A 26,600-nucleotide genomic window follows, 5' to 3' on the forward strand; every position below is an offset into this window, starting at 1 on the left:
AACAACGATGGGCTTTCTACATCCTGATCAAACTGAATAACAAGCCTTTTTGGAGCCGGTATCTCCTCCTTCCGATTTGGAGTCCTTCGTTGCATGAAATCGCTCGTTCATCGAATGCAGCCAAACGACTTGAAGACCTTATATTGACCAACGAATCTGGTAGGACAAACTAATCGAAGTTGAACTTGAAATTGTAGTCTTAGCGAGGGAGAACAAGATGGTAGACAAAAATCAGCACCCCACCCTTACCGGAGCCGAAATCGTTTGGGCCACGCTGGCTGGCGAAGGCGTAGATAAAGTCTTCGGCTATCCCGGCGGAGCTATCCTGCCCGTCTACGATGCCTTGCGCAAGTTCCCCAGCATCCACCATGTGCTCGTGCGCCATGAGCAGGGAGCCTCGCACATGGCCGACGGTTACGCCCGCGCCTCGGGCAAGACTGGCGTGTGCATCGCCACCAGCGGCCCGGGCGCGACCAACCTCGTGACCGGCATCGCCACGGCCATGCTCGACAGCATTCCCATGGTGGCCATCACGGGACAGGTCTCCTCCAAGGTGCTCGGCTCCGATGCGTTTCAGGAGGTGGACATCACCGCCATCACCATGCCGATCACCAAACACAACTGGCTGGTGACACGCGCCGAAGATATCGCGCCGACCATCCGTGCTGCCTTCCAGATCGCGCAGTCGGGACGCCCCGGTCCGGTGCTGGTCGATATCACCAAGGACGCGCAGCAGGCCACAGCCACCTTCGACTTCGAGGCTGCCGCGCCGCCGCCGCATCGTCCTCATCCGATGCTCCGCGCCGAAAGCTCGTCGATCAAGCAGGCCATCGAGCTGATTCAGTCGGCCAAGCGCCCGGTCATCCTCGCGGGTCACGGCATCACGCAGTCGGGAGCCGAGGCCGAGGTGCTCGCCTTCGCCGAACGCCAGCAGATTCCGGTGGCCAGCACGCTGCTCGGTCTTGGATCGTTTCCGACACACCATCCGCTGTCGCTGGGCATGATGGGCATGCACGGCGAGTCATGGGTGAACAACGCGATTCAGCAGGCCGACCTTCTGCTCGCCTTCGGCATGCGCTTCGACGACCGCGTTACCGGCAACCTCGCCAGCTACGCGCCCAACGCGAAGAAGATCCACATCGAGATCGACCCCAGCGAGATCAACAAGAACGTCAAGGTCGACGTGGCGCTGATCGGCGACCTGCGCCAGACGCTTGATCTGTTACTGCCGCTGCTGCCGAAGAAGTCCGACGCAAGCTGGATCAAGGCCGTGAATGCGATGAAGGGCGATGCTTCGGTGCGCGACATCATCAACCTTCCCGACAACGGCCATCTCTACGCCGCGCACGTCATCAACGACATCTGGCGCGAAGCCGAAGCCGCTGGAAGAACAGCCCAGACCATCATCGTGACCGACGTAGGCCAGCACCAGATGTGGGAGGCACAGTACTACAAGCACGACTCTCCGCGCACGCTGGTCACCAGCGGCGGTCTGGGCACGATGGGCTTCGCGCTGCCCGCAGCCATCGGCGCAAAGGTCGCGTGCCCCGAGAAGGACGTTTGGGTGATCGCAGGCGATGGCGGCTTCCAGATGACCGCCTCCGAGCTTTCGACCATCGCGCAGGAGGGGTTGGCCATCAACATTGCGGTCATCAACAATGGCTTCCTCGGCATGGTGCGGCAGTGGCAGGAGGCGTTCTACGACAAGAACTACGCCGCCAGCCCCATCCTCTCGCCTGACTTCGTTGCGCTCGCCGCAGCGCATGGCATCGCGGGCGCAACCGTCAGCCAGCGCAAGGATGTAATCCCCACAGTTACAAAAGCTCGCACCAGCGGCAAGGCATTTCTGATTAATTTTCAGGTAGAGAAAGAAGATGGAGTTTATCCGATGATCGCGCCGGGTGCTGCCCTGCATGAGATGGTTCGCAGACCGACAAAGGATCCGCTGCTTGAGACTGCCGAGGATGAGTAGCTAGATCAAAATTATGTCCGTCGACAGGTTACAACTCGGCTGGGCCGCTCTTATTGGAATAGCTTCTGTAGCGATTCTTGCAGGGATAGCTTCAATAGAGCGGTTCAGCAGCATCGGCATAGTTTTGTTGCCAGGAACACTTCTCGCGGCGCTGTTTTTCCCGCAAGGTATCGAATCGGATCACGGTATTGCATTTCTCGTTTTTGCCACAATTTTTGACTCCGTGTTGTTTGCTTTAGTTGCTCTAGTTGTTCTCCGAATGCGATCCAATAAATCGCTGCCCCACTAAAAGGCATTCATGTGCATATCCTAGGCCAATCAAACGCTAAATCCGGCACAACAACCCGAGCAACTGCGCTCCTGCTTCTGCTCGCAATGGCACCAGCCTTTGCGAAGACACAGCAACATTCAGTCAAAATCAGAATCATCAACGCACAGACGAACAAAGCCGTCACCGACGAGAATCTCAACGTAGCACTAAGAGTCGATCAGATTGGATCCGTCGCCATGAAGACGGATAAAGACGGCATCATCGACGTGGACACGGGCCACGCGACCATCATCCGCATCCTCTCGAACATGTATGCCGACTGCCGTTCGCGCGGCGAGCTTTACACCAACTACTCCATTGCCGAGATTCAGGCCAATGGCATGACCACCGGCAATCTGTGCAGCAATGCCAGACCCAAGGCGAAGCCCGGAGAACTCATCCTCTTTGAGACTCCCAAAACTTATATCCCGACGTATCCCGCGCCTCCAGCATCTCGCGCAACGACAGTACCTGTTACCCCTCAGGAGAAACCGTAATCGCATGAAGACACGATGGTATGTCTGGGCATTCTGCTTCTATCTGGAATCGACGCTACAGTGGATATTCAGATGGCATTCTCACATGCCAACGTCGCATCTCGATCCATCATTTTTCGTGTTTTTCAATCTGATTTTTGCACGATTATTTTGCATCTGGATAGTTCTTTGGCTAACACGCGCAACTGACAACTGGATTGAGAGAATATTTCTGGTTCTCAACGCAATCATATTCGCGCTTACTATCGCTTTAACCCTTCATCGACTCGGCTATTTTCAGCCCTATGTTTCGCCGCAAATTTCGAATTGGATGTTCCTTTTAGCAACCGTTCTTCTGGGTTACCGAACCGATCAAATTTTGAAGCAGCAAGATAAACGAATCGAGATAATGACATGCTCCACACCTTTGTAGCCCTCGTCTCCGATAAGCCTGGCGTTCTTACCCGGGTCGCCTCGCTCTTTCGCCGTCTGAACATCAACATCGTCTCGCTCACCGTCGGCGAGTCCGAACGCGTCGACACCTCGCGCATGACCATCGTCTGCGAGGCGCCGGAGCACGCCGCCGACCGCATTCGCGCCTCGCTCTACAAGCTCGAGATCACCGTCGATGTCGACGAGGTAGGCCGCAGCGAGGCCGTCATCCGCGAGCTTTGCCTGATCAAGGTCGCCGCCGGGCCGAGGGAGCCGAACGGGCTCTCGTCGCGCTCGCAGATCTTCGAGTTGGCGAGTGTCTTCCGCGCGCGCGTCGTCGATCTTGCGCCCGAGTCGATCATGCTGGAGATGACGGGCAGTTCCTCGAAGATCGAAGGGCTGCTGCAGGTGCTGCGCGAGAGCGGCTACACCATTCTCGAAGTCTCGCGCACCGGCCGCATGGCCATGCGGCGCGGCCACCACACCAGCAGGGTGCTCAAGGCTCTGGGCACACCGAACGGGAGTCCCGAAGCCGGTATTCCCGTTGTGCCAACCAGCGATATCATCCCTAACCAGTTTGACGAACACTAAAACTTCACGACTGCGGAATAAAATCCGCGCAATTCATGGTCGTCAACGGATTCACTGAGCTACCATTAACCTAAAGGACACGAACACCATCATGGCTAAGGCATACCACGACGCAGACGCAGACCTCTCTCTTATCCAGGCGAAGAAAGTCGCCATCATCGGCTATGGCTCGCAGGGCCACGCCCATGCTCTCAACCTCAAGGACTCCGGCGTCGATGTGCGCGTCGGTCTCCGCGCCGACAGCCCCAACGTGGAGCGCGCGCGCAAGGCTGGCCTTCAGGTCGGCACCGTCGCCGAAGTTTCGAAGTGGGCCGACGTCATCATGAACCTGACGCCCGACCAGACCGCGGCCAAGGTCTATCACGCCGACATCGAGCCGAACCTGGCACCCGGCAAGACGCTGATGTTCGCGCACGGCTTCAACATCCGCTTCCGCACCATCACCCCGCCTGCCGGTGTTGACGTTTCGCTGGTTGCGCCCAAGGCTCCCGGCCATCGCGTACGCGAGGTTTTCACCGAAGGCGGCGGCGTACCCGCGCTCGTAGCTGTCGAGCAGGATGCGAGTGGAACAGCGCTCGCGCTTGCACTGAGCTACGCCAAGGGCATCGGCACCACGCGTGCCGGTGTTCTGGAGACCACCTTCACCGAAGAGACCGAGACCGACCTCTTTGGCGAGCAGGCAGTTCTCTGCGGGGGCACCTCGGCGCTGGTCAAGGCTGGCTTTGAGACGCTGGTCGAGGCTGGATATCAGCCGGAGCTTGCCTACTTCGAAGTGCTGCATGAGCTGAAGCTCATCGTCGACCTGATGTATCGTGGCGGCCTCGAGTACATGCGCCACTCCATCTCGGACACAGCGGAGTGGGGCGACTACGTTGCTGGTCCGCGCATCGTCACCTCTGAGGTCAAGAAGGCGATGAAGGGGCTGCTCAACGATATTCAGGACGGCAGCTTCGCCAAGAAGTTCATCGAAGAGAACGAGACCGGACGCCACGAATTCGCCCGCATCCGCAAGCAGGAAGCAGCACACCAGATCGAAAAGGTCGGCGCAGAGCTTCGCAAATCCATGCCGTTTCTCGACCCCGTCGTCGTCAAAGACGGAGCCGTCGTCAAGGCCTGACCGCCATTCGCAACCAAACGAAGGGCGGGGCTTCTGGCTCCGCCCTTTGTACTTTTATAAGGGAACCTGCACATAAAAATCTGCGTACTTTACAGCATCGACTACCATAACAACAGAACTGGAGCACACGCCCTATGGAAACCGCGACCCTCCAAGCCGAGCCATACCTAGCTCCCATCACACCTGCAACACCCACGCCGCTGCTTGAGATCATCGCCGCGCTGCGCACCATCACTCCGCTCATCGGACTCTCCGATGAGGAGTACACGTGGCTGGCCAACCATGGCACCGAGCGTATCAGCGACGGCGGCGATGCGCTGATCTTTCGCGAAGGAGCGCCCACCTCGCACCTCGTCTTCATCCTTCGCGGAGAGGTCCATGTCCGCCGCCGCCACTCCGGCCCCATGGCGCTCTTCGTCGGCCGCGCCGGGCAGATGACCGGCAAGCTGCCCTACTCGCGCATGAAAACCTATGGCGGAGATGGTTACACCATCGGCCCCAGTTGGGTCCTCGACATTCACGAGTCTCTCTTTCCCGAGATGCTGGCCGCTATCCCCTCGATGGCGCAACGGTGCGTCTCCGTACTGCTCGACCGCGTACGTGAGGTTACGCGCATGGAGCAGCAGGCAGAGAAGCTCTCCGCACTGGGCAAACTCGCGGGCAACCTCTCGCATGAGCTGAATAATCCAGCGTCGGCGGCACAGCGCTCTGCCGCCAGCCTCTTCGGCGAACTGCGCAAGTACGGCGACCAGAAGTATCTGCTTGGCTCGCTTTGTCTCACGCCGGAGCAGTCCAAGATCTATAAGGACTGGGTGATCCGCACCCGTGCCAGCATGGCGGCGTATTCCAGCGAAACGGTCGCGCCTCAGAATCCGCTGGCCTCCTCAGACCGCGAAGAGCAACTCACCAAGTGGCTCATCGACCACAATGTCACCGAGCCATGGACGATTGCGCCCTCGCTCTCCGAGACACGCATCACGCTCGAACATCTCGACGATCTGGCGCGCCACGCTCCACCGGAGCTTGTCCCCATCACCATCGGCACCTTTGCCACGTCGCTGCGCGTCGAGCGCATGACCGAGGCCATTGTCGACTCGACCGTCCGCATCTTCGACCTCATCAGCGCCATCAAGGACTACTCCTACATGGACCAGGCGCCGATTCAGGACATCGATATTGCACTGTCGCTCGAGGCCACGCTGGCCATGTTCTCCTCGCGGCTGCAGGGCATCACCATCGAGCGCGACTTCGATCCGGCACTTCCGCCGATCAGCGCCTATGGCAGCGAACTCAGCCAGGTCTGGACTGCGCTCATCGAAAACGCAATCGAAGCCATCCGTTCCAGCGGCGAGCCCGGCATTCTTCGCCTGCGCACCTGCCTCACCGGTACGATGGCGAGCATCGAGATCTGGAACAATGGCCCTGAGATCGATCCGGCCATCCAGTCGCGTATCTTTGAGCCTTTTTTCACGACGAAGGCCCCCGGACATGGGCTCGGCCTCGGACTCGATACCGCTCAGCGCATCGTCAGCCGCCACTCCGGCTTTCTGACAGTCGAATCGAAGCCCGGAGCGACCTGCTTCCAGGTCCGCCTGCCGCTGGACCAGGCACAGGCTTATTAGCTCAACCGCATTTCTAGATGTCCCGGGAATGCACCACTGCGAACCGATCCTTCAAGCGCAGGAATGGGGTCTCAAGGTAACGGTAGGAGAGTGCCGAGACCCCGATCGTGCCTAACAGGGTTACAGGCAGTACCACCAATCCAAAGATGAGCACGTTGTAAAGCGAGTGATTCCGTCCTGTCTGAACTCCCAGCCCTATAGATTTCGTCAGCGCTGCAACAAGATCATAGACAAGATGGTGATAGACGTAGAGCCCAAACGAGATCTTTCCGAGATAGACCAATGGCTGCGGCCAAATTGCCGGGTTGCTGCGCAGAAATGCCATGAAGATGATAACGGTGCCAACAGCAATGATCGCTTTGCCGAGAAGGGTCTGCGGCGGCGAAGCCAGGAGGTCTCCATTGGGCTGAGAGCAGATACCACCAACGATCCAGCATACCAGTCCGAGAAAGAACAATGCCCAGAACTTCAACAGGGTTGATGGAGAAACTTTTGGCTTGAGAACCATGGACAGGATTCCGCCAAGCGGGAAGAAAAGAAGAGTCGCCACCAACTCAGTGGTTTCTGTTCTCCAGGGCGTGCTTGTAGTTCGATAAGTGATCAGGGGAATTACGACAATTGCAATGGAACAGAGCCACAGCATCGTTCGACGCGAAAACTTCCACATCGCAAAGGGCCATATCAGATAGAACTGCTCCTCCGCCGATACAGTCCAGAGCGGCAGGATGGGCGACCATATGAATTTATAGAGCACAACATGCCAGTTGTTCACAAAAAACAAAAAGCTCAGGATGACCGGCAACGTAAGGTGGTATTCCTTATTGAGCGGCTGGATAAGCAGCCCGATCAGCACAACAAAGTAATAGAGGGGCCATATGCGAAGGATTCTTCGCATATAAAACATCTTGAGGTGAATTGCCCCCGTTGCTTTTCTCTCTCGCGCTAAAAGCTCTGTTATCAGATAAGAGCTGAGCAGAAAGAAAAGTCCCACGCCATTGCGGCCAGTCGATTCGATCGTCTTTGCGAATAGAGCGACTATCCGCGCTCCTCCGACATGGCTTGAAACATCGACTGCTGGAAGGCAATGCAGGAAAAAAACGGATAAAAAAGCAAAGAACCGCATGACGTCCAACTGCGGCATATAAAATTTAGGAGGTTTTGCACCTCCGGTTTTCGCGGGCGGTAGTGTCATTGACACCACGGACTCACTCATTTTTATCCACCTATTTGGTATTCGCCTACTTCGTGACTTCCACGCCACGCCAGAAGGCGATGTGGTGCTTCACGTTGCGCGCGGCAGGCTTGGGATCGGGGTAATACCACGCCGCATCCTGATTTTCCTGATCATCGACAACAATGGTGTAGTAGCGAGCCTGCCCCTTCCACGGGCAACTGGAGGTCGTTGAGCTGGGTCTCAAAAACTCTCGCTTAACTGTCTCTTCCGGGAAGTAAATGTTTCCCTCAACTGTCTCGTATGTCTCGCTTTCAGCCAGCGTCTGGCCATTCCATACTGCCTTTGCCATTGTTCGCTACCTTATTCTTTTCAATAAGTTACAGCTCATCATTCTTGCAGACACGCCAATGAGCGGGGTTCTGAACCCTGAATGCTACCAAGCTATTTGTAACAGAAGCGATGCCGAAAAGGAAGGCAGCCGCATCCTGACGGGCCGTCTTAAGCGGCTCTATGGCGTCGCAGCGGCGGGGCCAAACCTCTTCAAGAGCCCCTCGTATCTGGCCCTCGCGATCGGATATTTTTCAATCAGGGCAGCCGTCTGCCCCATGAACGGACTGCCAGACTGCTTCTCGGTTTCGGCATGAAAGTGGTGGAACTTGGCGTAGAGCAGAATGCCCTCTCCGTTCGAGTCCAGAAACAAGTCGGGATCCAGCGCGCCTCGCAGCACCAGCGATGCAGCCATCTCCCAATAGCTCAACGTCTGCCGCCACGCGGGGTTGTGCGGAGACTTCATATCCCTCGACACCGCCCGCAGTTCTTCAAGAGTCTTCGGCTGAAAATCGAAGACCATAAACCGTCGCGCGGCCCTCAGTGCCTCTTCCCGTCGAAGCTCATAGAGCCGCAGTATCAGCTCAGCGTCTGCTGCGGTTGCCATCCGTTCTCCCTTGCCGTTCTTTTATGCAACACTCTCGACCATAGGCCGAGTCTTCTCCGGGTCAGGCCGCTCTGCAACCGGAGCAGGTGCAGGCCCGGCAATCTTCTTCTCGTAGCTGCACTCAGGAGTTGTCGGTTCCTCCTCAGCGGCGCCCTTCTTCTTGCGCCTCTTCGGCAGCGCCTCACGATTATTGGGGCAGACCAGGTACGTCCCTTTGTCGTTCGTCACTTCGAGAAGATAAGAGCTGTCTCCCTTGGGACATGCCTGGTTGACCAGCTTCAGGTTCGAAGCGAAGTCGCACTTGGGATACTTCACGCAGCCGTAGAAGGTGTCGCCACGCTTGGTCTTGCGCACAGCAATATCGCCGCCGCACTTCGGGCATGGAACATCCAGCAGGTCCTGCTTGATGTACTTGCACTTCGGATAGCCGCTGCAACTGATGAACTCGCCATACTGCCCATTGCGCAGCAGCAGAGGCTTGCCGCACTTCGGGCACATCTCTTCGAGCTGCACCGGAGGCTTCTGCTGCACCTTCTGCGTCAGCTTGCGAATCGTCTTGCAGGGCGGGTCTTCGTTATATCCGGGGCAAGCCATAAACGGCCCCCACGGCCCATTGCGCAGCACCATCACGCGGCCGCAGTTGTCGCAGAACTCCTCTTCGGGAACGTCGTCTGCGCCCGGAGCGCTGAGGTCGGGCTTGGCGGCGAAGTTCTCCTTGGTGAAGTCGCAGCTTACCGGCTCGACGATAATTTTCTTGCCCTGCTCGGCTGCTGCGTTAATCGCAGTTGCCAACTCCTTCGTGTCATCGACCTCTTTCGAGTATTCGATCACATCGTCGGTCGTCGCCTTCACGATCACAGGAAACTCGAACGCAGCCGTCACCTTCTTCGTGACCGCGTTCGCATCCTTCTTCCAAGGTCCCATCGCTACGATCATGGGCTTGACCTTGGTGAAGTTGCTGCAAGAGTAGAAGCTGCCGAACTTGCCCCACTTCAAGATGAGTGCGCTGCCGCACTTATCGCAGACCTCAGTGGTCGCATGCTCCATGCGCTTAATGTCTTCCATCTGCGTGCCGGCGACCTTCAACTCCTTCTCGAAGTGGTCGTAGAAGCTGTTCAGCAGATCAGTCCACTTCTCCTGACCCTCTTCCACCGCATCGAGCTCTCCTTCGAGCGTCGCCGTGTACTGTGTGTCAAAAATATACGGAAAGTTCTTCACCAGAAGGCCGGTGACGACCGTGCCAATTTCAGTCGGCACAAACTTCGCGCCGATCTTCTTGACGTAGTCGCGATCCTGAATCGTATTGATAATGGAAGCATAGGTCGAAGGCCGTCCGATGCCGCGTTCTTCCAGCACCTTCACCAGCGAGGCCTCGTTGTAGCGCGGTGGCGGCTCGGTAAACTTCTGCTCCGAATCGATCTTCTGCCTGGTCAACACCTGCCCATCGTTCAACACGGGCAGCTTGTTGTCGAGACCCTCGTCCTCGTCCTTCTTCTCCGCAATCTGTTCGTAGACCTTCAGGAAGCCGTCGAACTTCATCACCGATCCGGACACGCGGAAGTCGTAGGTCTTGTCTGCCTTCGCGGCGATATCGACGGTCGTCTGGTCGAACACTGCCGGGACCATCTGCGAAGCGACGAACCGCTGCCAGATTAGCTTGTAGAGCTTGTACTGCTCCTCGCTGAGGTTCTTGCGAATCGACTCCGGCGTAAACGCGACGTTCGTAGGCCGAATCGCTTCGTGCGCGTCCTGCGCATCCTTCTTGCTCTTGTACTCGTTCGGCTTTGCAGGCAGATAGTGCGCGCCGAGATTCTTCTGAACGTACTCGCGAGCCTCGACGATGGCATCGGGAGAGACACGGGTTGAATCGGTACGCATGTAGGTAATCAGGCCGACTGTGCCTTCCTTGCCGATCTCGACGCCCTCATACAAACGCTGCGCCACGCCCATCGTGCGGCGAACGTTGAACCCCAGTCTGCTCGAAGCGTCCTGCTGCAGTTTGCTGGTCGTAAACGGAGCCGTAGGGTTCCGCTTGCGCTCCTTGCGCTCGACTGAACGCACCGACCACTTGGCATGTTCAAGCTGGGCGACGACCTCCTCGATCCGCTGCTGGGTCGGCAGCGAGCTGGCGATGAAGAGTTCCTTCCCGTTCTCGTCGACTCCATTTGCGACACGCGCCGCGACACCATCAATCCCTACAAATCGTGCAACAAACTCCTGCCCGTCGGTGCTGGGTTTCAACGTCGCATTGATGGTCCAGTATTCCACTGGGTTGAAGCTATTAATCTCCAGCTCGCGCTCTACAATCAGGCGCAGTGCCACCGTCTGCACGCGGCCCGCGCTCAGTCCGCGGCGTACCTTGTCCCACAACAGCGGGGAGACCTGGTATCCCACCAGACGGTCGAGCACGCGCCGGGTCTGCTGCGCGTCCACCAGATTTTCATCGACGTCACGGGCATGGGCAAACGCGGCCTTCACCGCCTTCTGCGTAATTTCGTTGAAGGTCACACGGCGAATCTTCGACTTGTCCTTCATGACCGGCAGAAGCTGCATCGACAGGTGCGCGGCAATCGCCTCGCCTTCGCGGTCGGGGTCCGGCGCCAGGTAGACCATGTCCGACTTCGCTGCCAGCTTCTTCAACCGCTCCACAATCTTTTCTTTGCCTGGAGATACGATCAGCGTCGGCTCGAACGTCCGATTCTTTAGTTCCACACCGATGTCGTTCTTTGGCAGGTCCATGATGTGGCCAATCGAAGCCTCCACAATATAGTCGCTGCCGAGATATTTATTGATCGTCTTCGCCTTCGCCGGCGATTCGACAATCACAAGTGATTTAGCCATTCGTTCCCTTCATCCACCTAAAAGCACTACCTTAACAAAACGTTCCGTCGTGCAGGATTCCAATGCGAACCTAACACGAGTTGCCAGAAAGATGCGAACCCGGCAGTTTTGCAAAACTCAAACTTTGTCCAAAATCTCTACTGAAAGACCACCGATTTTGTATCTCAATAGACCACCTATCTTCTATTCATAGACCGTCCATCTTGTATCTCAATAGACTGTTCATCCTGTATTCCGTCTGCATCGTCTATGGGTAACATACGGCGGGTTTTCCACAAGGTTCCACTAGAACGAGCGCACATAGTTCTTACCCGGCAACTGCCTCACGCGGCCCGCGATCTCCAACTCAAACAACGCCGTAAAGATCTCAGCAGACCCCAACTTCGCTTCCAGTTGCTCAATCAGGTCATCCAGTTGCACCGATTCATCGTGCCTCAGCTGGTCCAGAACCATCTGCTCATGCTCCGGCAGCGGCTTGTTGCTAAATAGAGATGCAGACTCTGCGATCTTCGATTCATCGCCACCCACCGCGCTTAGCTCATCTTCCAACTGCCGCCGTATCTGCGAAGGCAGGTCCTCCCACACGTCCTCCCACGTTGCCGTGAGCTTAGCCCCCTGCTTAATCAATGTGTTAGGCCCCCAGGCATTCTTGTTGGTCACGTTGCCGGGAACGGCGTAGACATCGCGATTCTGCTCCATCGCCAGCCGGGCCGTGATGCGGGTCCCGCTGTACTCCGCCGCCTCGATGACCAGCACGCCCACGCTCATGCCGCTCAAAATCCGGTTCCGAATCGGGAAGTTCTGCGGAGCCGGAAACGTTCCCAGCGGGTATTCGCTTACGATCGTTCCGCCCGAGGCGACAATATTCTCTGCCAGCTTTTTGTTCTCTTTTGGATAGATCACGTCGATCCCGGTTCCCCACACAGCGACCGTCTTGCCACCTGCCTCGATCGCTCCCTTGTGCGCCGCCGTATCGACCCCGCGCGCCATGCCGCTGAAGATGACCAACCGCCGGTTCGCGAGGTCCCGCGACAGCATCTCCGACATGCCCGCACCGTAGGGCGAAGGATGGCGCGTTCCCACGACCGCGATTCCCGGCCGCGCCAGCAATTCTGCGTTACCGCGAATCCACAACACCGCTGGCGGGTCATAGATCTCCCGCAATCGCTGCGGATATGCCTCGTCGTCCTGCGTCAAAATGCTACCGCCCGCCTCGGCTACCCTCCGCATCTCGTCTTCCGCCGCAGCCCGCGCCTTGCCCTCGAAGAGGAACTGCGCCGACTGCGCGGGCATCCCCGTCGCTTCCAACTCTGTCAGCGACGCCTCAAACAATCGCTCTGCCGCACCCAGAGCCTTCACTGCCCTGCCAATCCGCGTCGGCCCCATCCCCGGCGTCAAAGTCAACGCCATCCATGCCAGCCGAGCTTGCTCCAACGACGCCACCTTCTCAATATTCTGCTGCGACAAATCCACTCCTCCGAGCCGGCAAATCTGAAACTTATCTTTATCGGTCAGCTTGCCGCAAGGCCCCTGCCAGCACAAACGATCCGCCGCACATCGCCAAAGCGATCATCCCGCTGGTCCACTCATTGCCATTGTGAACAGCCGCTACAACTCTCGGCGCATGGAGCACAACGACCCACAGCAGAAACATCAATCCAAGCAATGCCGCAGCCAGCCGCCCCTGTATCTTCGTCGCAAGACTCAAAGCAGAGGCGAGAAACGCCACTCCCACAAAATAAGACCAGAACAAATGCCCGGGAATCCACGCAGGGATCAGCATCGCGATGAACTTCGCATACAGGAAGTGCTGCACTCCAACGACGACCAACGCAGCCGCGAAGAGAAACCGGCCCACCAATACCAGGCTCTCCCACGACATGGAGTTCGACAACTCCAGTTCACCGGCCAGCACCAGCGCAGCCGCGCCCAGTGCCATCACCTCGGCTCCGCTCGTCCATGGGCCGGGGTCACGCAGATTTGCAAACAACCGCGGCATAAAAACAACCAGCACCCGCAATAGAAAAACCGCAGCCAATAAAACCGTCGCAGCCCGCGCCCACTTCTTCGCCACGATGCAAACACCGGCTGCAAAAAAACCCGCGCCGATCAGCCACGCCCAAAGCCCTGTCTCCGCAGTCCACGGAGGCCCCGGAGCAGGCCCCGTCCCCCGCGCATGAAAGAGATACAGAAGCCCAAAAAGCACCATCCCCACACCAAACACGATGCGGCCCAACCGGCTCAATCCATCCACAGTAGAACCCTCCAGACAGCAAACACAACCATTTCGCGACCGTCATGAATCCTACCCTACGATTGGCCCGATGGAGGGCTTAATTCCTCATCGCACTTCCTACACTCCATCATTCGGCCAATTCGCTCGGCCCTGCTCTCTTCGCGCAACACCCATTCGCGCACCATCCACGGCGGATCATGGCGCACATGCTGCCCATGCCCACACTCCAGCTTTGCTGCCCAGTGCCCCTCTTCATCCTGATAGAAGCCGACTATCGCACACTGCATCGAAAGCCTCCCATCAACATCTATTAAACTAGTAGCAGTTTGCCTAAATCATCCCATCCCGTCCGCGTAGCCGCCATCAACTTCCTCAACCCCGCACCTCTCATGTGGGACTTCGAGCACCCACCTCTGGCAGCAAAGCTCGCCGACCGCTACACCCTCCACTACACCCGGCCCGCGCTCTGCGCCGACGAGCTGCTCGCAGCCCGCGCCGACCTCGGCCTCATCCCCATCGCCGAACTGACGCCCGACCTCGCCATCGTGCCCGGCTGCACGATCGCCTCGCTCGACCGCGTGCGCTCCATCCAGCTCATCGTCAAAAATACCCACACCCTTGAGACCGTCCGCACCATCGCCGCTGATACCGCGTCGCGCAGTTCTCTCGCCTACGCCAAAATTCTCTTCCGCAAGTTCCTCGGTACGCAGCCCGGCTTCCTCCAGCAACCTGCCGATCCCATTGCCATGCTTCAGCAAGCCGATGCGGCATTGCTGATCGGCGACCCGGCGCTGCTGGCGCTTGAATCCCGCGAGCAGATCGAGCAGGCCATCGGCCCCTGCCATTGGATCGACCTTGCCCATGAGTGGACTACCCGCACCGGCCTGCCCTGGGTCGCCGCCGTCTGGGCGGTCCGGCCCGAGGCCCTCAGCCTCGGCCACATCACGAATGCCGAGATCACCAACGACCTCACCGCTTCACGCGATCACGGCCTCGCCCATACCGAAGACCTCGTGCGTCAGTGGACGCCTCGCATCGCTGTCCCGGCCGAGACCATTCGCCACTATCTGACCGAGAACATCCACTACAACCTCACCCCCGACTGCATCGAGGCTATGAAACTATTCCGCCGGTACGCCGCCGAGATCGACGCCCTCCCACCGCTCCCTGAACTCCGCTTTCTATAGCATCATCAACACTTCGCAACATATTTGCGATTCGCGCGGAGACTTGCGAACTTCTGTTAGCGTCATACTGACCATGAAGTTCCCTGCTGGCACCGGAGTTACCAACGCAGCCGCAATTCATCCGGCAAAGCATCTTCTCGCCTTCCTTCTGGCCACCGCACCTCATCACCACTCCAGCAAGTTCTTCTATTTTCTTGCCGGCTTCGGCATCTTCGGCATCTTTCTGGTCTCCATCGTCGATTCGTCGTTCGTTCCGCTTCCCGTCCCCGGCGTCACCGACATCATGCTGGTGGTCTTTGCCGCTCAGAAGGCCAACTGGATACTGCTCATCCTATTGGCCACCGCAGGCTCTGCGCTCGGCGGATATCTCAGCTACCAGGTCGGCCACGCCGGAGGAATGCAGTTTCTCGAAAAACACGTCCCCGCGCGGATCTTCAAAAATATCAGCGGCTGGATGGAAAAACATGCCTTCCTCGCCATCGCCCTTCCCGCCGTTCTGCCGCCACCCATGCCGCTCTCGCCCTTTGTGCTCGCTGCGGGGGCGCTCAAAATGTCGAAGAAGAAGTTCCTCACCATCTTCACCGTGAGCCGCGCAGCGCGCCACGCATTCGCCGTGTGGCTTGGCATCTACTATGGCAGGCACGTCCTCCACCTCTGGAGCCGCTTCTCCGCCAAATGGGCCACGACCATCCTCATCGTCGTCTGGGCAGCCATCCTCATCGGTTGCGGCGTCGCCTTCTGGAAGCTCTACAAAACATCCAAAACCTTCGGCGCACAGCCAACCAAGCTGATCGATCATCCCAACACGACAAGATAACGGACCTCTGATGAATCCCAATTTTGAAAGGGCATGGCTTTAGTCCCTGAGGGAATGTAGGACTTTGATCAGGCTTTCCTTAACTCAGTCATGCCCGGCTCATATCTCCCAGCGCAACAGTGTCGTCCCCACCGTGTATCCGCCGCCAAACGAAGCCAGCAGAACCGTATCTCCCTTTTTCAATCGACCCTGCTCGAGCGCCGTACACATTGCCAGCGGAATGGTCCCCGCCGTCGTGTTGCCGTATTCACCAATATTGATGATCACCCGCTCCTCCGGCATTCCCAGCCGCTCCGCTGTCGCCAGAATGATCCGCTTGTTCGCCTGGTGAGGAATAAAGCAATCAACGTCATCGGCGGACAGCCCGTTCCGTTGCAGCAATGTCTCGCTCAACTCCGCCATCTTGCGTACCGCAACTTTGAATACCGCTCCGCCGGCCTGATGAACGTAGTGCATCTTCTGCGCAACCGTCTCCGCCGTCGAAGGATTCAGGCTGCCGCCGCCCGGCATGTAGAGCGACGACGCACCCGAGCCGTCGATCTCATGCACAAAATCCACCAGGCCGATCTCACCCTCCTCTGCCGGCTCCAGTAAGACCGCTCCCGCGCCATCGCCAAACAGGATGCAGGTCGACCGGTCGGTGTAGTCCAGAATGGAGCTCATCACATCCGCTCCAATCACCATGACCTTCTTATGAACGCCGCTCTCAATCAGCTTCGCCGCCACCTGTAACGCATACGGAAAGCCCGAACAGGCCGCCGAAAGATCGAACCCCCATGCTCCCTTCGCGCCCAGCTTGTCCTGCACCAGGCAAGCCGTCGCCGGAAAGAACATGTCCGGGGTCACGGTCGCAACAATAATCGCCTCAACTTCGCTCGCCTCAATCCCCCGGGCTGCCAGACACCGCTTCGCTGCCTCCACCGCAAGATCGCTGGTGGCCACACCTTTTTCGACGATGTGCCGTTCGTGGATTCCCGTGCGCTCCACAATCCACTGGTCGTTGGTCTCCACCATCTTTTCGAGATCGGCATTGGTCAACAACCGCGGCGGAACATAAGCTCCCACCGAACTGATCTTCGCTCTTACCTGTACCCGCGGTTTCAACGTCAAACTCAAATCCATCACCTCGTCAGCAACCAGAATACAAAACTATTCGCCATCAACACTATCCGCTGTAAGACGTACCATACTCGGCCACAGACGCAGGTCTCCGCGTTCCATCGTCCATGCTTTCAGATTTTCAGAGGAGAAAGAAGGGGGAGAAAGTGTACCGGGCGACCCACTGCGCCCATACTAGCCCGTTACCGTTGCTTCCTTCCGGACCTGGCGGGGTTGGCGGGATTACGTCGCGTAGGACCCGGCACAACTCCATCCTAACATCGCCGGGCCGTATGCCAAAACTCGATGACAATCGCCTACGCCGCGCAGGAGATTGCCAGCAAGCTGCTCCACCACATACGCTTATGCATCATGCGATTTGTCCTACCCCTTTTGCTCGCCCTCTCGCTCAGTGCCAATGCGCAGGACGTCCACGTCCGCGTCTCCCCGAACGTCAAGACCGGCATCGAGGGCACCACCGAGTTCCCCACCATCCAAATGGCGATGGACCACCACCCCTTCGCCGGTCCTGGAGGCAGGGTCTATATCGAGATCGCTCCCGGCACCTATCACGAGCGCGTCATCGTCACCCAGAACCACGCCAACATCACCTTCCTCGGCATGGGCAAGTCGCCTGAAGACGTCGTTATCACTAACTCGCTCAACGCCAAGCAAGCCGGGGGCACCTTCTTCACCGAGACCGTTGAGATCAACGGCGTTGGATTTGAAGCGGACAACATCACCTTCGAGAACACCGCAGGTAACACCGGGCAGGCGGTAGCCGTAGCCGACCGCAGCGACCGCTCCATCTTTAAACACTGCCGCTTCCTCGGCCATCAGGACACGCTCTTCGCCGATTACGGCCGCCAATATTACGTCGACTCGTACATCGAAGGCGGTGTCGACTTCATCTTCGGCAACGCCACCGCCGTCTTCAACCACGATGAGTTGCACTCTAACGGCCCCGGCTTTCTCACCGCTCAATCCCGCACCGCAGCCGACCAAACCACCGGCTACGTCATCCTCAATAGCAAGGTCACCAGCGGAATCGATCCCTCGACGAAAGGTATTGGCCTTGGCCGTCCCTGGCGTCCCTTCTCCCGCGTCATCTATATCAACACCGAACTGCCCAGCGACGTTTCACCCGCAGGCTGGAACAACTGGGGCAAGACCTCTAATGAGCAGACCACCTTCTACGCCGAATCCAACAGCGCAGGCCCCGGAGCCAACCCCTCCGCCCGCGTTCCCTGGTCGCATCAACTCACAGCAGCAAAGTCAAAGCGATTCCTGCCCGCAAAGTTCCTGAGCGGCAAAGACCACTGGAACCCCGAAGCTGAAGCAAAAAAACTTCCGTGACCTCCAAGCTTTCAATCTGGCAAAAACTCTATAATTGAGATGTTCATGCGCCGCCTCCTCAGCTTCGTCGCGGTATTACTTCTGGTGGCCTCAGCGGCACCGGTGATGGCCTGCGTCACCAACCTCGCGATGAGCCAGACAGAAAGCGCCTGCTGCCGCTCCATGCACGGCCAATGCGGTGAGATGGCAAAGATGGGCTGCTGCCAGACGGTCGTTCACAACGACTCGCCTCAGGCCGCCACCGAGACGGCATCGCTCGCAGTCCATTGGACCGTCTTCACGCAAGGAGACAGCCTCACAATGCCTGTAGTGCTGGACAATCCAGTCCAGCAGACATCTATGGCAGAACACTCCCCACCCGGCCTGCTCATCGCTCGAACCACCGTTCTACGAATCTGATCTCCGCTTCCGGTCTTTGACAGCAGACACACTCTGACGTGTGCCTGAACTTCTCTGTTAACTTCTCCCGCAATCAAAGAGACCAAAAAGGAAGCGTTCCATGAAGATCATTCTGGCTTTGGCCTGCGCTCTGACGCTGGCAAGTCCCGCGCTGGCCGCTGGGCATGGGCCTGTATTCGGCTATGCCACCCCCGTAAATTCGCAAGGCGAGTTCAGCTTCGACAGCGGCCTCATCGGCCGCCACGGCTCGCTCGGAAACGCGCTGACCGAGAGTTCACAAATCGGCTACGGCATCACTCCACACATCACCTTCACCGCGGTTCTGCCTGCCACCTTCGGCAGTGCCGCTCTCCCCGAAACCCGTCTGGCCGGAGGAGGCGAGTGGTCAAGCTCCGTCGCATGGAGGTTCCAGCACTCCGTTACCTCGGTCGGGCGACGAATTGAATCCACCGCCTCCCTTGGGCTCGTCGTTCCCGGCCCGCAGCAGGATAGCGGCGTCCTCGCCAACCTCCATCGCGCACCGGGAGTAGCCGCAACCCTTGCGTCGGGGCTGGCCTCGCGCAGCCAATACCTCTGGTTTGGCGGTGGCTACACGCGCTTCGCCGAAGCCCACACCGACCGCCGTCCCGACACCATCTCCTGGAGCACGGTCTATGGCTATCGTCCGCCCCGGTTGCGTCGCGACGTCAATCACTGGGACTACCGCGGCTTTGCCGAGCTGACCGGCGAGCACACTGGCGCAGTACGCAGCCAGGGAAACCCGCTGGCTCACAGCGAAACGACCAGCCTGTGGCTCGGTCCTTCGATCCTCGCCATCCTCAAAGACGTTGCGATCGAAGGCGGCATTCAGGCTCCTCTCTATCGGGACGCCTCCGCCTCGCTCTATGGCCACGAGAGCATTCGCTTCGCCATCAACTTCAGCTATCTCAAATACTCTTCGCACGCATACTGAAAGGACTTCAACATGAAGAAGATCTTCGCACTCGCATTGATTACGGTTTTCAGCTCCGCCGCACACGCCGAATACAGGCAGGTCAACATGACCGTCTTCGGCATGGACTGCGCCCCCTGCGCCCACGCCATCCACGTATCCATGAAGGGAATCAAGGGCGTGGACACGGTGAATGTAGACCTCAACACCGGCCTGGTAACAATCTCCCTCACTCCCGGAAATACTGCCGGGATGCACCAATTCGAAGAAGCCGTCGAAAAGAACGGCTTCACTCATAAAGACGCGACTGTAGTCGTGCGCGGCAAACTTACCGGCGCAGCAGGCGCGCCCATCCTCGAAGTAGAAGGCACCAGCGACCACTACGCGCTCACGCCTTCTGCGCAACAGGCAGACATCGCCTCGTTGATAGGCAAGCTGGTAGAAGTCAACGGACTACTGCCTCAGGCCGCAAAGGGCAAGCTACCCGACACGCTGCACTACAAGACCATCACGGAGGCACAATGAACGCGCTCACCTTGCCAAATGCTCCCGAGCAGCGTAGCCGCCGTGCCACGCTGCTCAACTACTTCTCCCTCTTCAGTTCGTTCAGCACGCTGCTCTGCTGTGCGCTGCCTTCCGTACTTGTCCTGTTGGGGATGGGAGCGACGGTAGCTTCGCTCTTATCCGTCGCACCCTGGCTCGTCAGTCTGTCACGCCACAAGATCTGGACTTTCAGCATCTCCGGCGTGCTGATCGCAACCAGCTTCGTCGTGACCTATTGGATAGCGCCGCGCCTGCAACAAGGCGAAGCCTGTTCAGCAGACGACCCTACAGCCTGCGGAACGGCAACCAGAATGAGCAAAGTTCTGCTCTGGATCTCAGCCGCGATTTGGAGCGCAGGCTTCTTCGTCGCCTACCTATTGGCTCCAATCCTTCAACACATGGACCGACCATAGTTACGGCAAGCCTTTTCGAAACCCTATTCCATCAAGGCCCCTGTCTTTCGCCGTTCCTCAGGCAAAAGACAGGGGCACCAACATGAGTGCGCATCATATGTTCTACCCGCACAGTGAGCCAATTTGCTATCGTCATCTTCAAGCCAATGATCTTTCCGCCACCTCTCGCGTTGCTGCTCTTCCCCGCCATGCTCCTCCTGCTTGAGCTTGGGCGTCGCTTTCGTGCCAGCCGAAAGCATCCCGTGCAAAGCAACGCAGTCGAAGGTGCGGTCTTTGCTCTCTTCGGCCTCCTGCTGGCCTTCACCTTCTCTGGAGCGGTCACCCGCTACGATGCGCATCGCCAGTTGGTCGTTCAGGAGACCAACGCCATCGGCACCGCCTATCTCCGCCTCGACCTGGTTGCTCCCCCAGCGCAACCAGCTCTCCGCCAGCTCTTCCGCGACTACACCACCTCGCGCCTCCATCTCTTCGATGAGGTCCACGAAGAGGTCTCGCCGGAGAGCGAGCGTCTGCAGCGCGAGATCTGGCGCCAATCCGTCGCCTCCGCATCCGCCCCTGGAGCCAGCCCAGACGCCTCCAAACTCCTTCTTCCTGCGCTGAACGACATGATCGACATCACGGCCACCCGCCAGAATGCATTCAACATGCATCCTCCTATGATTGTTTTCCTGCTTCTATTTGCCTTCAGCCTCGGCTGTGCCTTCCTCGCCGGTTACGGCATGACCGCCGTTCCTCGAAACTGGCTCTATATCGTGGCTCTCGCCGCCGCTGTTACTCTCACCATCTATGCCACTCTTGAGATCGAATTCCCCCGCCAAGGTCTTATCCGTCTGACGAATACCGACCAAACTTTCATCGATCTCCGCAGTTCCATGAACTAATCCCTGGGAACTGACTTCGACCCAAGGCGGCATCCTAAAAGAGACAAGAATGCCGACCACTGCCAATCCACCCGCGCCAGCCCGACACGGCTACCTCGCCGACATCTATACCTTCGACTGGAAGCAGTTTTCGTTTCGCATCCCGTTCATCGGCGTTATCCCGATCGGCCTCTGCCTCTTCCTCGGAGTCGCTCTCGGCCATCCCTCCGCCGGTCTGATCGCAGGCGGCGGAGCCTTCACCATCGGCTTCGGCGTCAACCAGCGCATCGCCGACTCCCGGCTCTGGCCCATGATCGCGGCTACTGCCGCTGTGTTTCTCTCCACCATGATCGGGATGCTCGTCGGCCACCGCGGCTTCACGCTTGTCCTCGCCGCGGCCATCTGGGGATTCATCTACGGCATTCTCACCGCACGCGCCGCAGGCATCAGTTGGGTCGGGCAGCAAGCGGCCATCACCCTCTTCGTAGCCTCCGCCTTCCCTGCCAGCTTCCACTCCGCATTACTCCGGGCGCTGCTCCTCACTGGCGGCGGAGCGCTGCAAATCCTCATCACCAGCCTCTGCCTTCGCCTCCTACCCGAACTCGCCGCCGACCTTCGCGCCATTCGCCAGACCAGCAGCGAAGAGCTGGGCCATCTGCTCCGCAGTAACTTCGCTCGCTATCGAATGCTGGTACGCCTTCGCGCCATGCCCGAAAACCTTCGGCACATCCCCACCTTTCCCTTCGCGATTCGCATGGCCCTCACCGTAGGCATCTCCGCCGAGGTCTATCGCCGTCTCGGCGTCCAGAGCGGCTATTGGATCCCCATGACTGCGCTCCTCGTGCAAAAGCCAGCCTTCTCCGAGACCTTCTCCCGGGCCTTCCTCCGCATAGGCGGAACTCTCGCCGGTGCCGTCATCTCCACTATCTTTCTCGTTCACATCCGGCCAGACCCTTACTATCTAGCGGCACTGACTACCTTCTTCGCTCTCTGGTCGTACGCCACCAACACCGTCAACTACGGCCTCTACACACTTTTCCTCACCTCGTACATCGTCTTTCTACTCTCGCTCTATAGGCTTCCCGGCCCCGTGATCGCGCATCGCCGCGCCTACTGCACCATCGCCGGAGGACTGATAGCACTCATCATTCACATCGATGCCATCCGGCGTCTTCGCAATCGCCAACGCACGATTCCGTCGCAGATATAGGAAGACGCCACAGCGAAAGAGAATTCGTTCTCGGGGCAAGCGCGATGATGCAGGCGGCGATGACAATGCATCAAATTTGAACTCCCTCGATCTAGTCAGAGCGATCCAAAATTTCTATATTTTTCGTTGAAGTTGCAATTTTTTGCACTCAAACTCCGAAGAAAAAACGAGCCGACTCAACCCTAAAAATGCGAAATGCAAGGATCCACATGCGGCCTGCAACATGTTTTCGATATGCAATTTATTGCATCCAATATGGCAAAATACTTCACCAAAAACATTCTTGTAGTATCTGCATCTATTGGCAGAGATTTACTTAGGAGACTCATCCACAGTGCACAAAATTCTTTCTTCTCTCGCAGTTATGGCCGCTCTCGTAGCGGTCCCTTCCGTCATGCATGCCACTCCGATCACCGGTCAGTTCTCCATCACCGGCGCATCAGTGACAGATAGCGGATCGTCCCTCACCTTCATCCCCAGCTCGATCGCAGTTGGTGCGGCCAACACGCTCACCGGCTCGTTCACAACATTGCTCTCTGCGAACGAGGGTGGCACCATCACCCAAGTCATTGACTACAACCCCTACGTTGCCGGCAGCGGAGTCATCACGCTGACGAACATCGATGGAACAACTGTCACCTACACCATCGACACACTCACCGAGACCAGCGTCAAGGGTTTCGATCTTTTCTCCGGCACCGGTATCATCACCACCAACGCGGCTGGTTATGATTCGACCTCAGGAACCATTCTGTTCTCGAGCCAGGGCAACGGAACCGTGACCTTCTCGGCAACGACGACGGCATCTCCTGTCCCCGAGCCCTCGACCCTTGCTCTCCTCGGCACCGGCCTGGTCGGTCTCGCCGGTGTGATCAAGCGCCGCTTGGCATAACCGTTTCAACAGCACACCACATCGCGGGCACCGTGAACAGGCTGGAAAATCAATCTGTTCACGGTGCCCGCTACATTTAAAGCCTTCTCTCAAGCCTCCTGGCTACAAAAAACCAAGGGAAACGCTATAATTAAGCTTCTGTGACTCCCCCCAACCTACTCGAAGAGCAAACCCAGCCAGCACCGGCCCAGACAGCGATCCAGTCCCGTCCCAAGATCGGCTTCGTCTCCCTCGGTTGCCCTAAAAACCTGGTCGACTCCGAAGTCATGATGGGTATGCTGCATCAGGCCGGCGGCGAGCTTACCGCTAAGGCCGAAGACGCGGAGATCCTGGTCGTCAACACCTGCAGCTTCATCGACTCCGCCAAGCAGGAGTCCGTCAACACCATCCTTGAGATGGTGCAGCACAAGCAGGCCAACGGCGGCAAAGCCCAGCGCCTCATCGTCGCCGGCTGCCTGGTCGAGCGCTACCGTGACGAAATACGGAAAAATATTCCCGAAGTAGACGCAGTTGTGGGCACAGGCGAACTCGAAGCCATCCTCGCCGCAGCAGGTCTCACTTCCACAGGCCACGCCAACAACTCCCCCTTCCAGATCCTCACCCAGACACAGATCGACCGCGCCCCCAGCGCCGTCCACCAGCACAGCCGCCCCGAAGAGTCATCCCCGCAGCTCCAGATCGAGCAAGGCCATATCGCCAGCCGCCCCGAAGGGGACCTGCGCGAGCAGCAGGGCCGCTTCTCCCGCACCGCATGGGACGGAGCCACCGCCGCGCTCCCCGAGTACCTCTACAGCGACACCACACCCAGAATCCTGACGACGCCAAGAGCGTCGGCATATATCAAAATCGCCGAAGGCTGCGACCACCCCTGCGGCTTCTGCATCATCCCGCAGCTCCGTGGCAAGTTCCGCTCACGCCGCATGTCGTCCATCATCACAGAGGCGGAAAACCTCATCGCCCAGGGCGTCCGCGAGATCACCCTCATCGGCCAGGACACCACCTGCTACGGCGAAGACCTCGGCATCAAGGACGGCCTCGCCCAGCTCCTCGAAGCCCTCGCCGCGCTCCCCGGCCTGCGCTGGCTGCGCTTCCTCTACGCCTACCCCAACAAGGTCACCACGCGGCTGCTCGAGACCATAGCGCGCCACGACAACATCGCGAAGTATCTCGACGTCCCTCTCCAGCACGCCAGCCCCAGCGTCCTCAAGCGCATGAAGCGCGGCGGAACCCCCGAGGTCTTCCTCAAGCTCACCGAGAAGGCCCGCAGCATCGTCCCCGGCATCGTCCTCCGCACATCGTTCATCGTCGGCTTCCCCGGCGAGACAGAAGAGGACTACAAGCAGCTCGAAGCCTTCATCACCGCCGCCCAGATCGACTGGCTTGGCGTCTTCACCTACTCCGACGAAGAGGGCGCAGCCGCCTTCGAACTAGCCTCCGAACTCAAAGTCCCCAAGCGCACCATAGAATCCCGCCGCCGCAAGCTCATGAAGCTCCAGCAGAAGATCAGCGCCAAGTCCAAATCAAAGTGGATCGGACGCGAGATCGACCTGCTCGTCGAAGGCCCCAGCGAAGAGACCGACCTGCTTTGGGAAGGCCGCACCCCGCTGCACGCCCCCGAGATCGACGGTAAGGTCTTCATCAACGACTTCGGCCCCCACGAAGCCCTGGTCCCCGGCACCTTCTACCGCGCCGAGATCACCGAGTCCCACGACTACGACGTAGTCGCCCGCATCCTCGACTAAATCTCCAGCATCGACTTACCTCCCTCTGGACTAGAATGACGTCCGTCAGCAGAGTTCTTCTTCTGACGGGATTGAGCATCGTGCCAGTAACCTCGCATCTTCGATGCATGGCGCAGCAGATAGAGGGATATGCCCGACGAAGTCGCCAAAGCCATGCCGATGCGGGCGAGCACAACAGTGCGCAAGATTTTTGTCGTATGTTGTCTAGGATTGTTCTCGTGCGCAAACGCCGCAGCTCAAGGGACACCAAAGCCTAAGGGCTCCCCCTACGAGATTCAAGTAACCGTAAAAAAGGTGCTGGTGCCGGTCGTCGTTCGCGACAAGCAAGGCCACTCGGTAGGCGATTTAAAAGAAGAAGACTTCCACGTCTTCGATAACGGCAAACCCCGTCCTCTCTCCGCCTTCACGATTGAAAAGCGCATCGGTACAGAAACCGCCACTGCAAGCAACTCCGAAAACAACGCCCTCTCTCGCACTCCGCCGCAACCCGCCACCGTGTATCCGCGCTCCATCGTCTTCCTCTTCGACGACATGCACCTGAGCGTGCAAGAGATGGAACGTGCAAAAACCGCCGGTGCCGCCCTGCTTGCAGGCTCACTCACCGACTCGGATATAGCCGCCGTGGTCTCGATCTCCGGGCGAACCAACAGTGGACTGACCCGCGATCACGCAAAGCTGCACGATGCGATCATGAGCCTTAAACCGGAACTGATCTACCAGACTGGCAATGACGATTGTCCAAATATCACCTACTACCAGGCCGACCTGATGGAGAACAAGCACAACAGCACGGCAGAGCAGGACGCAGTAGCTCAGGCATTCCACTGCGACCCCAGAATAACGATTGGGGTCGCTCAGTCGCTGGCAGAGGGAGCAGCCCGACGCGCTCTGATCATGGGCCATCAGGATTCTCAAGTGGCACTTGTCAACATGCGAGAGCTGGTACGACGAATAGCCACGCTGCCCGGTCGACGTATGCTCATTCTGATATCGCCGGGTTTCCTGACGGTTGAATCGGATGTCTTGACTCAGGAATCACAGTTGATCGACTTCGCCGCCCAGGAAGACGTGACCATCAGCGCTCTCGACGCGCGCGGAATTTACACCACGGCATTGACCGCAAGTGATGATGTCCACGGCGCTCCCATCCTGTCCGCCAGTGAATTCCGTGCAGGTTCGATGAGGTCAGTCGGAAACGTGATGGCCGAGCTCGCCGACGGAACCGGAGGCAACTTCTTCAACAACAGCAACGATCTCGACGCCGGATTCAAGGGACTCACCGCAACACCCGAGTACGTATACCTTCTCGAACTGCCACTCGACAACATCAAGCCCAATGGCTCCTACCACCGCCTGAAGGTGAAGGTAGATCGCAGCGGAGTCCAGGTACACGCGCGTCGCGGCTACATCCTGCCCAAGCCCATGAAGAAGAAATAGCTTTCCGCCT

General features: G+C 58.3%; 26 protein-coding genes and 1 other RNA gene. 18 read left to right on the top strand and 9 right to left on the bottom strand.

Features of this window, described 5'->3' with window-relative positions:
- Positions 1 to 217 precede the first annotated feature (217 nt).
- From ilvB to GSQ81_RS04485, 6 genes are all read left to right on the top strand, one after another.
- The gene (gene ilvB, locus GSQ81_RS04460) at positions 218 to 1,972 is read left to right on the top strand and encodes a biosynthetic-type acetolactate synthase large subunit (protein WP_158909481.1); all 1,755 of its coding nucleotides are present in this window, start codon (positions 218 to 220) and stop codon (positions 1,970 to 1,972) included.
- Between the two features lie 13 nt (positions 1,973 to 1,985).
- Complete coding sequence (locus GSQ81_RS04465) at positions 1,986 to 2,261, top strand: hypothetical protein (protein ID WP_158909482.1); 276 nt, start codon at positions 1,986 to 1,988, stop codon at positions 2,259 to 2,261.
- 86 nt (positions 2,262 to 2,347) lie between these two features.
- Positions 2,348 to 2,779 (top strand): hypothetical protein, encoded by a 432-nt coding sequence (locus GSQ81_RS04470; protein WP_158909483.1) that lies wholly within the window; start codon positions 2,348 to 2,350, stop codon positions 2,777 to 2,779.
- Between the two features lie 393 nt (positions 2,780 to 3,172).
- Positions 3,173 to 3,781: an acetolactate synthase small subunit gene (gene ilvN / locus GSQ81_RS04475; protein WP_158909484.1), complete on the top strand. Its 609-nt coding sequence runs from the start codon at positions 3,173 to 3,175 to the stop codon at positions 3,779 to 3,781.
- 88 nt (positions 3,782 to 3,869) lie between these two features.
- Positions 3,870 to 4,898, top strand: a complete 1,029-nt coding sequence (ilvC, locus tag GSQ81_RS04480; RefSeq protein ID WP_371715224.1) for a ketol-acid reductoisomerase — start codon at positions 3,870 to 3,872, stop codon at positions 4,896 to 4,898.
- Between the two features lie 134 nt (positions 4,899 to 5,032).
- On the top strand, positions 5,033 to 6,520 hold the full coding sequence (locus tag GSQ81_RS04485) for a sensor histidine kinase (protein WP_158909486.1): 1,488 nt from the start codon (positions 5,033 to 5,035) through the stop codon (positions 6,518 to 6,520).
- A 13-nt stretch (positions 6,521 to 6,533) separates the two neighbouring features.
- On the opposite strand, the gene GSQ81_RS04490 is transcribed toward GSQ81_RS04485, so the two are convergent.
- From GSQ81_RS04490 to GSQ81_RS04520, 7 genes are all read right to left on the bottom strand, one after another.
- The gene (locus GSQ81_RS04490) at positions 6,534 to 7,733 is read right to left on the bottom strand and encodes an acyltransferase (RefSeq protein WP_158909487.1); all 1,200 of its coding nucleotides are present in this window, start codon (positions 7,731 to 7,733) and stop codon (positions 6,534 to 6,536) included.
- 25 nt (positions 7,734 to 7,758) lie between these two features.
- On the bottom strand, positions 7,759 to 8,043 hold the full coding sequence (locus tag GSQ81_RS04495) for a DUF427 domain-containing protein (RefSeq protein WP_158909488.1): 285 nt from the start codon (positions 8,041 to 8,043) through the stop codon (positions 7,759 to 7,761).
- 159 nt (positions 8,044 to 8,202) lie between these two features.
- Complete coding sequence (locus GSQ81_RS04500; protein ID WP_158909489.1) at positions 8,203 to 8,628, bottom strand: hypothetical protein; 426 nt, start codon at positions 8,626 to 8,628, stop codon at positions 8,203 to 8,205.
- Positions 8,629 to 8,649: 21 nt separating this feature from the next.
- Positions 8,650 to 11,469: a type I DNA topoisomerase gene (topA, locus tag GSQ81_RS04505; RefSeq protein ID WP_158909490.1), complete on the bottom strand. Its 2,820-nt coding sequence runs from the start codon at positions 11,467 to 11,469 to the stop codon at positions 8,650 to 8,652.
- 285 nt (positions 11,470 to 11,754) lie between these two features.
- Entirely contained in the window at positions 11,755 to 12,879 is a 1,125-nt protein-coding gene (dprA, locus tag GSQ81_RS04510) for a DNA-processing protein DprA (RefSeq protein WP_158909915.1), read from the bottom strand.
- A 94-nt stretch (positions 12,880 to 12,973) separates the two neighbouring features.
- Positions 12,974 to 13,723, bottom strand: coding sequence for a hypothetical protein (locus GSQ81_RS04515; protein ID WP_158909491.1), 750 nt, complete (start codon positions 13,721 to 13,723; stop codon positions 12,974 to 12,976).
- A gap of 56 nt (positions 13,724 to 13,779) precedes the next feature.
- Entirely contained in the window at positions 13,780 to 13,992 is a 213-nt protein-coding gene (locus GSQ81_RS04520) for a DUF3565 domain-containing protein (protein ID WP_158909492.1), read from the bottom strand.
- Positions 13,993 to 14,031: 39 nt separating this feature from the next.
- Between GSQ81_RS04520 and GSQ81_RS04525 the strand changes: the two genes are divergently transcribed.
- Both GSQ81_RS04525 and GSQ81_RS04530 read left to right on the top strand, forming a co-directional pair.
- Positions 14,032 to 14,892: a menaquinone biosynthetic enzyme MqnA/MqnD family protein gene (locus GSQ81_RS04525; protein ID WP_254059978.1), complete on the top strand. Its 861-nt coding sequence runs from the start codon at positions 14,032 to 14,034 to the stop codon at positions 14,890 to 14,892.
- Between the two features lie 43 nt (positions 14,893 to 14,935).
- Complete coding sequence (locus GSQ81_RS04530) at positions 14,936 to 15,709, top strand: YqaA family protein (protein ID WP_254059979.1); 774 nt, start codon at positions 14,936 to 14,938, stop codon at positions 15,707 to 15,709.
- 99 nt (positions 15,710 to 15,808) lie between these two features.
- Here the strand turns inward: GSQ81_RS04530 and GSQ81_RS04535 are convergent, their stop codons facing one another.
- Together GSQ81_RS04535 and ffs are read right to left on the bottom strand one after the other, a co-directional pair.
- Positions 15,809 to 16,825 (bottom strand): beta-ketoacyl-ACP synthase III, encoded by a 1,017-nt coding sequence (locus tag GSQ81_RS04535; RefSeq protein WP_254059980.1) that lies wholly within the window; start codon positions 16,823 to 16,825, stop codon positions 15,809 to 15,811.
- Positions 16,826 to 16,974: 149 nt separating this feature from the next.
- Positions 16,975 to 17,072: signal recognition particle sRNA small type (gene ffs / locus GSQ81_RS04540), an RNA gene on the bottom strand.
- A 41-nt stretch (positions 17,073 to 17,113) separates the two neighbouring features.
- On the opposite strand from ffs, the gene GSQ81_RS04545 reads away from it, so the two are divergent.
- The 10 genes from GSQ81_RS04545 (at position 17,114) to GSQ81_RS04590 (ending at position 26,590) form a co-directional block, all read left to right on the top strand.
- Entirely contained in the window at positions 17,114 to 18,163 is a 1,050-nt protein-coding gene (locus GSQ81_RS04545; protein ID WP_254059981.1) for a pectinesterase family protein, read from the top strand.
- A gap of 45 nt (positions 18,164 to 18,208) precedes the next feature.
- Positions 18,209 to 18,562 carry a hypothetical protein gene (locus tag GSQ81_RS04550; protein ID WP_158909494.1) on the top strand — a complete coding sequence of 118 codons (354 nt, stop codon included), beginning with the start codon at positions 18,209 to 18,211 and terminating at the stop codon, positions 18,560 to 18,562.
- Positions 18,563 to 18,662: 100 nt separating this feature from the next.
- Positions 18,663 to 19,514, top strand: a complete 852-nt coding sequence (locus GSQ81_RS04555; protein ID WP_158909495.1) for a hypothetical protein — start codon at positions 18,663 to 18,665, stop codon at positions 19,512 to 19,514.
- A 12-nt stretch (positions 19,515 to 19,526) separates the two neighbouring features.
- Positions 19,527 to 20,018: a heavy-metal-associated domain-containing protein gene (locus GSQ81_RS04560; RefSeq protein WP_158909496.1), complete on the top strand. Its 492-nt coding sequence runs from the start codon at positions 19,527 to 19,529 to the stop codon at positions 20,016 to 20,018.
- Positions 20,015 to 20,449 carry a hypothetical protein gene (locus GSQ81_RS04565; protein ID WP_158909497.1) on the top strand — a complete coding sequence of 145 codons (435 nt, stop codon included), beginning with the start codon at positions 20,015 to 20,017 and terminating at the stop codon, positions 20,447 to 20,449. The genes GSQ81_RS04560 and GSQ81_RS04565 overlap by 4 nt, the downstream gene beginning before the upstream one ends.
- A 113-nt stretch (positions 20,450 to 20,562) precedes the next feature.
- Positions 20,563 to 21,330: a hypothetical protein gene (locus tag GSQ81_RS04570; RefSeq protein ID WP_216846380.1), complete on the top strand. Its 768-nt coding sequence runs from the start codon at positions 20,563 to 20,565 to the stop codon at positions 21,328 to 21,330.
- 49 nt (positions 21,331 to 21,379) lie between these two features.
- Positions 21,380 to 22,519 (top strand): FUSC family protein, encoded by a 1,140-nt coding sequence (locus GSQ81_RS04575; RefSeq protein WP_158909498.1) that lies wholly within the window; start codon positions 21,380 to 21,382, stop codon positions 22,517 to 22,519.
- A 334-nt stretch (positions 22,520 to 22,853) separates the two neighbouring features.
- The gene (locus GSQ81_RS04580; protein WP_254059982.1) at positions 22,854 to 23,411 is read left to right on the top strand and encodes a PEP-CTERM sorting domain-containing protein; all 558 of its coding nucleotides are present in this window, start codon (positions 22,854 to 22,856) and stop codon (positions 23,409 to 23,411) included.
- Between the two features lie 197 nt (positions 23,412 to 23,608).
- A complete protein-coding gene (gene rimO, locus GSQ81_RS04585; protein ID WP_158909921.1) occupies positions 23,609 to 25,153 on the top strand; it encodes a 30S ribosomal protein S12 methylthiotransferase RimO in 1,545 nt (514 codons plus the stop codon).
- Positions 25,154 to 25,282: 129 nt separating this feature from the next.
- Positions 25,283 to 26,590 carry a VWA domain-containing protein gene (locus GSQ81_RS04590; RefSeq protein WP_158909499.1) on the top strand — a complete coding sequence of 436 codons (1,308 nt, stop codon included), beginning with the start codon at positions 25,283 to 25,285 and terminating at the stop codon, positions 26,588 to 26,590.
- Positions 26,591 to 26,600: the final 10 nt, after the last annotated feature.

Source organism: Granulicella sp. L56, assembly GCF_009765835.1.
Lineage (GTDB): Bacteria > Acidobacteriota > Terriglobia > Terriglobales > Acidobacteriaceae > Edaphobacter.